At 69.1% G+C, this 9,066-nt stretch carries 7 protein-coding genes and 1 rRNA gene; 4 read left to right on the top strand and 4 right to left on the bottom strand.

Going from position 1 to position 9,066, the window contains the following annotated elements; all coding sequences use genetic code 11:
• Positions 1-718 (top strand): hypothetical protein (locus H2038_RS14700; protein WP_292114868.1); only part of this gene is annotated, 718 nt, incomplete at its 5' end.
• Between the two features lie 130 nt (positions 719-848).
• Here the strand turns inward: H2038_RS14700 and H2038_RS14695 are convergent.
• From H2038_RS14695 to hfaA, 4 genes are all read right to left on the bottom strand, one after another.
• Positions 849-3,698, bottom strand: coding sequence for a pitrilysin family protein (locus tag H2038_RS14695; protein WP_292114866.1), 2,850 nt, complete (start codon positions 3,696-3,698; stop codon positions 849-851).
• Between the two features lie 132 nt (positions 3,699-3,830).
• Positions 3,831-5,084 carry a holdfast anchor protein HfaD gene (gene hfaD, locus H2038_RS14690; protein WP_292114863.1) on the bottom strand — a complete coding sequence of 418 codons (1,254 nt, stop codon included), beginning with the start codon at positions 5,082-5,084 and terminating at the stop codon, positions 3,831-3,833.
• Complete coding sequence (gene hfaB / locus H2038_RS14685; protein ID WP_292114861.1) at positions 5,011-6,027, bottom strand: holdfast anchoring protein HfaB; 1,017 nt, start codon at positions 6,025-6,027, stop codon at positions 5,011-5,013. The genes hfaD and hfaB overlap by 74 nt, the downstream gene beginning before the upstream one ends.
• Positions 6,024-6,452 (bottom strand): holdfast anchoring protein HfaA, encoded by a 429-nt coding sequence (gene hfaA, locus H2038_RS14680; RefSeq protein WP_292114858.1) that lies wholly within the window; start codon positions 6,450-6,452, stop codon positions 6,024-6,026. Before hfaA ends, hfaB begins: the two co-directional genes overlap by 4 nt.
• Before the next feature lie 205 nt (positions 6,453-6,657).
• On the opposite strand from hfaA, the gene H2038_RS14675 reads away from it, so the two are divergent.
• The 3 genes from H2038_RS14675 to H2038_RS14665 all read left to right on the top strand — a co-directional run.
• Positions 6,658-7,266, top strand: a complete 609-nt coding sequence (locus H2038_RS14675; protein ID WP_292114856.1) for a rhomboid family intramembrane serine protease — start codon at positions 6,658-6,660, stop codon at positions 7,264-7,266.
• 44 nt (positions 7,267-7,310) lie between these two features.
• Positions 7,311-7,739 (top strand): CBS domain-containing protein, encoded by a 429-nt coding sequence (locus H2038_RS14670; RefSeq protein ID WP_292114853.1) that lies wholly within the window; start codon positions 7,311-7,313, stop codon positions 7,737-7,739.
• Positions 7,740-8,640: 901 nt separating this feature from the next.
• Positions 8,641-9,066 (top strand): 16S ribosomal RNA (locus H2038_RS14665); the annotation flags it as partial.

Genomic DNA, 9,066 nt, shown 5'->3' with positions numbered 1-9,066 from the left:
GACAGGTTGTGAGACGCCCCCGCCCCCGCCCTGCTGCAGCGGCGGCGGCAATCTCAACGTCAATGTGAACGTCAACGCCAACGCCAATGCTGACGCCGGAGCCCGCGCCCGCGCCGGGATCAACGCCCGCGCCGGCGGCAGCGTGTGGGTCAGCGGCGGCGGCTCGGCCTATGTGACGGTCGATCAGCCTTACCCGACCACGATCAGCGGCCTGAACGTCGAGGGCGCGGTGCGGCAGGTCATCCGGGTGCCCTACGAGGAGCGCCGCCGCTGGGAGAAGCGCGTGGTCATCCAGGCGGTCTGCATCGACGACCGCAGCGTCCCGCACCCGGCGTCCCAGGTCCGGCCGGACCGCGAGGTCGACGGCGGTTACGAGGGCGAACTGTATCGCTGCCTGGCCGGAACCTGGCTGCAGGCCACCTGGGCCGAGTACCAGGGCGAAGTCCGGTTCGACGCCGGGGAGACCATCAGCTGCCGCAAGGGCGAAGCCCTGTGGCACGGCCGCGGCGGCAGGGTCGAATGCCGCACGCAACGGGCCGAGCGGGACTGCAACGAGCGCTCGCTGCTTCGCCGCTACGGCGCGGGGGTGAAGATCCTCACCATGGTGCGTGAGGAGATCTACACGGCCTATCGCGAGGAGATCGTCGAACAGGCCGGCGTCGCGGTGTCGGGCGCCACGATCACGCTCGACGGCGGCGTCGGCGGCCGGGTGTTCTGAACGCGGGCGAACGCGCCGTTCAGCCCATGGTCAGCGCCGGCGGCGCAAGGTGTCTTCGTCGGCTCCGGTCGACATTCCTGAGAAGCGACTGGCCCCGGCCCTGAACAGGACCGGGGCCGTTTTTCGTCCGCTATTGCGCCGGGGCCGCCTGTGAAGAGACGACCACCGCCTTCCACGCCCGGTCGGGGCGGAGGTACGCCCGCGCCATGGCCTGGATGTCGGCGGGCGTGATGGCCTCGAGGTCGGAGATGTGCGTGAGCGTCTGCTCCGCGTCCTCGGGACGGGCGGCGACGTCGGCGAGCTGGGTGAGCCAGTACTCGTTGCCGGCCTGGCTGCGGCGTAGGGATTCGATCACCGGCAGGCGGGCGCGGTTGAGCTCGTCCTCGCTGGGCGGGGCGTCGCGGAGCGAGGCGGCGATCGATTCGACCGCCGCGTAGAAGGCGTCGAGCTTGTCGGCCGCCGTCTCCGCCTGGATCGAGATCAACCCGTAGTCCTCGTAGACGTCCGAGGCGCTGGCGCGGACGCCGGGCGAATAGGCCAGCGCCTGCCGTTCGCGGATCTCCTCGAGCACCCGCAGCTTCAGCACCTCCGCGAGGATCGACGCCCGCCGGGCCTCGGTGCGGTCGCCGACGGCGTCGGTGGTCGGCCAGGCGACGTAGGCCAGCGCCTGTTCCGCCGGGCCGTTGTGCGTCAGACGCACCGGCTCCGCCGTCGGCGCGGGGAAGCGCAGTTCGGTCGCGCCGGCGGCCGGCTGCGGATCCGGTCCCCGTTCGGGCAGGGCGCCGAAGGTGGGAGCCACGGCCGCGATGGCGTCCTCGACGGTCACATCGCCGACCATGATGACGTCGATCGGTCCGCTGGCGAGACCCCGGGTGATTCCGGCGCGGAGGTCCTCGATGGTCCAGCCGGCGATCTCTTCGGCGCTGGGCAGGCTCTCGCGCTTGTCGCCGCTGGCGAGAAGGCCCGAGCCCTGGATCAGGAAGGCGCCGCCGGGGGTGGCCATCAGCTGCTCGACCTGTTGCGGGAAGACCGACTTGATCAGCTGCAGCGGCGCCGGACGCAGGCCCGGATCGGTCAGGTAGGCGGCGAGGATCTGGGTCTGCAGCGCCAGATCCTCCGGGCGGGTCGCGCCCGACAGCTGGTAGCTGTCCCCGTCGAGCGAGAAGCCGGCGGAGTAGATCCGTCCGTTCAGCACGCGGCTGAGCTCGTCGAAGGTCAGCCGGCCAAGGCCGCCCGGCGGCACGATCTGCGAGGCGAGCAACTGGGGATCGGCGCGATCGGGGCTCAGCCCGCGCTCGCCGATGCCCGTCCGGACGCTGACGAGGACCTGTTCGTCACGGAAGTCGGTCGGCTTGACGGTCAGCCGCACGCCGTTGGCGAAGGTGACCACGGTGGCGCCGAGCTCCGCGATCTCGCGCTGGTCGGTCACCTGTCCCGGCTGCCCGAAGGTCGCGTAGGGCCACTCCAGCGCGGCCTGGGCGGCCGGGGCGGCGACCGGAACCTGGCGTGAAGCCTCGAGCGCCGCCGTCACGGCGGCCTCGCCGCCCTCGATCTCGACCGGCGTGACCACCAGCGCGAGCGGACCCTCGCCCTGGAACACCGACTTCACCGCCTCGCTCACCTGGGCGGCGGTCAGTCCCTCGACGGCGGCGTTGAACAGATCGAGGTTCGTCTGCGGCGAGCTGAACACGTCCTGCTCGTTGGCCGCGTTGACCAGTTCGCTGGCCAGCTGCGGCGTCCGGCGGGTGGCCGCGCCGGCGACCGCGGTCTGCAGCGCGGCCCGCAGGTCGGTGATTTCGCGCTGCAGTTCCGCGTCGGAGACGCCGTATTCGACCAGTCGGCGCTGCTCCTGTTCGATCGCCTCAAGCGCGCGCTTCCATTCGCCGGGGGTGAACTGGGCGGTGACGGTGGCGATGTCGAGACTGTCCACCAGGCTCGATTCGCCGCCCCCGGCCGCGGAGAAGGGCGGATTGTCGGTGCGGGCGATCTCGCCGAGCCGCCGGTTCAGGACGGCGACGCCGAGGCCGCGGACCAGATCCTCCCGCCGCTCGGCCACGGTGTCGGGATCCCGTTCGGGGTTGCGGATCCAGTTCAGCGCGATCGACGACTGGACGCCGGGTTCGACGAGGATGCGCGTCTCCGGCTCGCGCGGGGCGACCGTGCCGAGATCGGGTTCGGGCCCGTCGGGCGCCCGCGGCTCCCAGCTCTCGAAGGCGTTGCGGATCTTGGTCTCCATCACGTCCACGTCGAAGTCGCCGACGGCGATGAAGGTCGCCCGGGAAGGGCGGTAGTACGCGTCATAGAACTCGACGAAGCGCTCGCGGGGAGCGGTGCGGATGATGGTCAGGTCGCCGATGGGCAGCCGTTGGGACACCCGCTGGCCCGGCGCGAGAAGGGCGAGCTGGGCCTTGATCGACCGCAGGCCCGGCGTATTGCGCAGCCGCTCCTCGCCCTCGATCACGCCGCGTTCGGCGTCCACCGCCTCGGGCGCCATCAGCGCCTCCGAAACCTGCTCGCGCATGATGTGCAGGCTGGTGTCGACGGTCTCGTCGTTCGTGCGCGGCAGCTCCAGCATGTAGACGGTCTGGTCGAAGCTGGTGAAGGCGTTGGTGTCCGCGCCGAACGCCAGGCCGAGCCTTTCGAGGATTCGCAGGAGGTCGTTCTCGGGCACGTTGGTGGTGCCGTTGAAGGCCATGTGCTCCATGAAGTGGGCGAGGCCGAGCTGGTCTTCGTTCTCCATCAGCGAGCCGGCGTCGATGCGCAGCCGGAACGAGGCCTGCCCCGGCGGCGTGGCGTTGCGCAGGATGGCGTACTGCATCCCGTTCGGGAGCACGCCGAAACGCACATTGGCGTCGGCCGGAACGTCGCTCGTCGCCTGCGCCCATGGATCGGAAGGCTGGGCCTGGGCCAGCGCCGGGCTGGCCGCGGTCAGCACGGTGAGGGAGGCGGCGGCGAGAAGCAGCAGGCGGGCGGAACGCATCAGCGGTCACTCCGGAAAACGCGCCCGGCCATCGGCGGCGCAGAACAGGGGATAGACGGACCGCCCACGCTTGTACGCCGACGCCCCGCGCAACCCTTGTGCGAGGTCCTCGCCGGCTCAAGTTACAGAAGATTAATGTGCCGGGCGCGAGACGTGGAAGGTCGCGACGTTGCCCACGGCGTTGGCTCCGGAGATGACGGCGCGATTCGACCCGGCGACGGAGACGGTCGCCCGGGCGCTGACGTCGCCCTCGTTGGTCTGGTTGTTGGCGGCCTCGAGATAGCCCTCGCAGTCGGCGCAGGCGTAGCCGGTGACGGCGTTTCCGACGGCGTCCGCGCCCACATAGACATCGTAGCCGTTGGTCCCTGCGAAGGTGGCGCTGACGTCCACTCCGCCCGAGTTGAACTGGCTGTTGTCGATCTCGACGTAGATGTCGTTGTCGCCGACCGACACCTCGTTGCCGGCGCCGCGGGCGTAGGCCTCGGCCCGTCCGTAGTCGTAGGCGGTGGTCAGCGCCGCGGCGCGCACGAACGAGGTGTTGGTCTGGTCGGTGGCCGCCACCACGGCGCCCCCCTCATTGTAGAGCACCGCCTGGTTGGCGGTCGCCCGGGCGCGACCGGCGAGATCCCAGGCGTTGCCGGCGTTGGCGCTGGCCTCCGCCTCGACGAAGGCTCCGGTCGAGGACTGCACGATCGACAGGTCCTGTCCCGAGGTCTGGACGCTGGTCGCCGAGACGGCGTTGCCGATCGACTCGGCGGTCACGGCCGCTTCCGCGGGAATGTACTGGCTCTGGATCCGGCTGAAGGAGCGCACCGTCGCGGCGTTGGCCTGGTCGACGTCGCCCTGCAGCAGCGCGCCCTCGCCGTAGAGCGCGACCGTGTTCGAGATGGCCGACGCGGCCACGTCGCCGCCGGCGTGCAGCCGGGCCGCGGAGTCGCCGACCTCGCTGATCGCGCTGACCAGCCCGCCGGCGTTGGTCTGCACGGCGTTGGCGGTCAGGTCCGCGTCATAGGCGCTGACCGCAAGGTAATTGCCGCCGGCCTGGGTGACGACGTTCACCTCGCCCCAGGTGTCGCCGCCTGCGACGACATCGGTGCGGGCGGTGGAGTCGCCGCGCATCTCCTGGTCGGACTGGACGAGAATCGCGCCGCCCTCGACCGAGCCGGAGGCCGAGGTTCCCTGGGCCGAGGTGCGGGCGGTGATCTGGTCCTGGGCGTCGACGACGTTCAGCGTCTGGTGCGAGAAGACGTCGCCCAGTTGCAGTTGCTGGTTCAGGACGACCGATTCCTGAGGCGGCGTCTGGCCCGCGGCCTCAGTAGCGGCTGCGGCGCACAGCGCCGTCGCGACGATCGTGCCAGCGAGACGGGTCCGCGCGAGTGTCGCCATTGTTCGTGTCCGTGTTGGGATAGGCCGGGTAGTAACCCCCGGTCGCGCCCACCGTGCCGCCCAGGGGATCCGGGCCGGCCGACAGGCAGATTTCGGGTCCCGGCGCCCCGTAGAGGTTGGCCATGAACTCGACGGTGGCCCGTTCGATCAGCGCCCGGACGGCCAGCTGGACGGGCTCGAGGGCGCCTTCGCCGGCGGACATGTCGAAGACGTTGCCGTTCAGGAAGTCGAACACCCCGGCCGAGATCTCCCGGCCGATGATCTGCTTCTGGTAGGAGATGACGTCGACCACCTCGAGCGTGGTGGTCTGCACAAGCCGGAGGTCTATGGCGACATTCATCACGAAGGCCTTGCCGGAGAAGGCGGTCGAGAGCGGCGTGTCCGTCTCCACCTGGCCGGCCCCGATGTCAAAGCCGCCGGACCGGATGTTGTAGTTCACCTCGGTGATGCCGCCGATGACGTAGAAGTCCGAACCGGGCACCGAACCGGCGAGGATGCGCCGGTACTGGACGTCCTCCGCCCCGCCGGGGCCTTCGTCGCCGATCAGGCGGTTGTTGGCGTAGCGCAGCTCCATCTCGGAGACCGAGGTGTCGTACCGTTCGACGATGTGGGCGCCCGACTTGGCCAGGGCGGTCATCGCCATCAGCGAGGCGCCGCCGGTGATCTGGCGGCCGCCGTCGGCCGAGACGGTGCCGGTGTAGTCGCTGATCCGGCCCACCGCGATGCGCGGGGAGGGGAGGTTATAGCGTCGGGCGTAGTCCGCCATGCAGTAGAGGGCGGCGGAGTAGGGCGTCGGGTTGGAGATCACCGGCGCATTGCCGATGGGGGCGGCGTAGGCGCCGCCGGGGCCGGCGGACGCCGAGATGCACCCGCTGAGCAGGGCGGCGACGGAGCACGCGGCGACGACCGCCCGGATGCGGTGACTGGGCCGGCTGGCGCTCATGGAAGCCTCGGGGGGGGATTTACATTGGTGCCGGCGGTGACATCGCCGTTGTTGGTCTGTCGCGAATTGACGATGACCGTGTTGTGGTCGCCCTGCACCACGACGTTCAGGCTGTTGCCGATCGCCGTCGAGCCGCCGAGGGTCGTTCCGCCCGCGCCGGCGCCGCTCCAGCTGGAGGACACGCCCCCGGACGCGCTGGAATAGGCGCTGGCGCCGGTCTGGATGATGCCGTTGACGATCAGGCGGTTGCCGTTCTGGTCGCGGGTGGAGCCGGTCTGCGGCCGGGCCGTCGTGTAGCGGGCGCCGCCGTAGCCCGACTGGTAGGCGGCCATGCCGCTCGAGCCGGCCGACTGGGCGGCGGCGGCGCCGGGGACGACGACGGCGGCGAACGCCGCGGCGGCGGTGGCCAATCTGGTGGCGGACATGTCGCCCCTCCGGCTGGTACGCGGTTACGAGCCGCTGAGGACCCTGCGTCCCAATCTGGATCATGGTTATTAAGAAGCGCTTGCCACCGCCCCGGCCGCCGGGCAGAGCGGCGGGACAACCGCGAGCGAGGCCACGGCCCTGACCGATTCCGCGCAAGACCGGATCTTCAACGCGCCCGCCGTCGCGGTGCTGGTCGCCGCCTCCATGCCTCTCCTGTTCGTGGTGCAGCAGTGGGCGGGGGAGGCGAGCTTCGCCCTGGCGTTCCAGCCCGCGACCCTCAGCACGGGCGGCTGGTGGCCAGGTCTGCTGACGTCGATGTTCCTGCACGCGAACTGGCCGCACGTGCTGATGAACGCCACCGGCGCTCTCGCCTTCGGCGCCCCGGTCGCCCGCCTGCTGCCGGGGGCGCGCGGCGCAGCGACCTACCTCGCCTTCTATATAGCGTGCGGTCTGGTCGCGGCGCTGGGCTACGGCCTTGTCCATCCGACGAGCCCCGGCCTGGTCGTCGGGGCCTCCGGCGCCGTCTTCGGTCTCATGGGGGCGGCGATCCGGCTGCTGGGGCGCCGCGACGGGCGGCTGCGCCCGCTGACCGACCGGCGGGTGGTGACGATCGCCGCCGTTCTCATGGCGGTGAATGCGGGCGCCGGACTCATCGGACTGGCGCCGGGGATGGACGGGCTGGCCATCGCCTGGGAGGCGCACGCCTTCGGCTTTGTGTTCGGCCTGCTGACGATCGGCTTCCTGGCCCGGTTCCGCCGGCGTCGGGACGCGGCGTTTGATTCGCCGCCCGATCCGGGCGATCCTTCCCTCTGAGCGGCCCGGTCCGCGGCCGCATCCGCCGGACGGAGGAAGCCGCCATGCTGGTCGCCGAGATTCTCAAGGAAAAGGGCCATGAGGTCTGGTCGGTGGCGCCGGACCTGCCGCTGACCGACGCCTGTCGCGAGCTCGAGCGCCGTCGGGTGGGGGCGGTGATCGTCTGCGAGTCGGACCGGGTCGTGGGCGTCCTGTCCGAACGGGACGTGGTGCGGGCCCTCGCCCTGGGCGGGGAGGCGGCGCTTCGCCGCCCGGTGTCCGACTATATGACCGCCGAGGTGGTCTTCGCGGCCCCGACCGAAACCGTGGGCATGTTGATGCAGCGGATGACCGAGCGCCGGATCCGGCACCTGCCGGTGCTGGCCGACGGCCGCCTTGCCGGCGTGGTCTCGATCGGCGACGTCGTGAAGCGGCAGATCGACGAGGCGACGCGGGAGGCGGAGTCGCTGCGCACCTATATAGCCGCCGGCTGAGCCCCGGCGGACCGATCCGCGTCGGACGAGCGGGAGTCGGCGAGAAAGTTCGGAAATCCGTCAGAAAGCGGTTGCGGACGAAAAGGCCGCTGCGTATATCGCCGCCTCGCTCGGAAACGGGCCGGCCGCCGGGGCCGCGGAGACGAAAGCCTCCCGATCCCGACGGAAAGAAAGAAGCGAAAGCCTCTTGATTTCCGGAAGCGAACTGGCTAGGTTCCGCGCTCCAATCGAATCGTCGGAAACGAAACAGAGGGAAGCCCCTCCGGCTTCACTCGGCGGTTTTCTGCGGTCTGGAAGGTCTCGATCTTCCCCTCCGCAGAATGGCTGAAAAGCCCGGTTGACACGGAGATCGGCCTTCCTTAGAGAGCCGCCTCCGCCGCCCTCCGGGGCGGTTCCGAACAGAGAGGTTCTTCTTCAAAAAGAACCACTTGACGCGGAAAACTGAGGCGCTAAACAGCCGCCTCCCTGGCCTCCGGGCCGGGCCTGCAGAAAAAGGTTCTTCTTCAAAAAGAACCGCTTGACGCAGGAAAATGAGGCGGTAAACACCCGCCTCCCTCGCCTCCGGGCGGGGCCGTCGAAAAGAGGTTCTTCTTCGGAATAACCGCTTGACACGGAAGACCGAGGCGACTAAATCGCCGCCTCCGCCGCAACCGGGCGCTAAACGGTGGGGCCGGTCTCCGGTTCCCGGGTCTTTGAAATCGTTGATCTGGAAAGAGAAACGCAGGCGGCGGTGTCCTGGCGATAACCCTTCGAGGTTATCTCGACACTGACATCTGCGGTCTTTTTGAAAGACACCATGAAGTCGGTCTTCGGATCGACGATCGTGGGATCTCGTCAAGAATACGTAGAACTAATGCCAGATGGCGCTTCGGCGCTGTCATGCTTAGGTCAGAAGTCAACTCAACCTGAGAGTTTGATCCTGGCTCAGAGCGAACGCTGGCGGCAGGCCTAACACATGCAAGTCGAACGAACTCTTCGGAGTTAGTGGCGGACGGGTGAGTAACACGTGGGAACGTGCCTTTAGGTTCGGAATAACTCAGGGAAACTTGTGCTAATACCGAATGTGCCCTTCGGGGGAAAGATTTATCGCCTTTAGAGCGGCCCGCGTCTGATTAGCTTGTTGGTGGGGTAATGGCCCACCAAGGCGACGATCAGTAGCTGGTCTGAGAGGATGACCAGCCACATTGGGACTGAGACACGGCCCAAACTCCTACGGGAGGCAGCAGTGGGGAATCTTGCGCAATGGGCGAAAGCCTGACGCAGCCATGCCGCGTGGATGATGAAGGTCTTAGGATTGTAAAATCCTTTCACCGGTGAAGATAATGAC

It is taken from the genome of Brevundimonas sp. (genome assembly GCF_013912005.1).
Taxonomy (GTDB): domain Bacteria; phylum Pseudomonadota; class Alphaproteobacteria; order Caulobacterales; family Caulobacteraceae; genus Brevundimonas.
The sequence above is the reverse complement of the archived record's forward strand: the minus strand, read 5'-3'. Positions and strand labels throughout refer to the sequence as shown.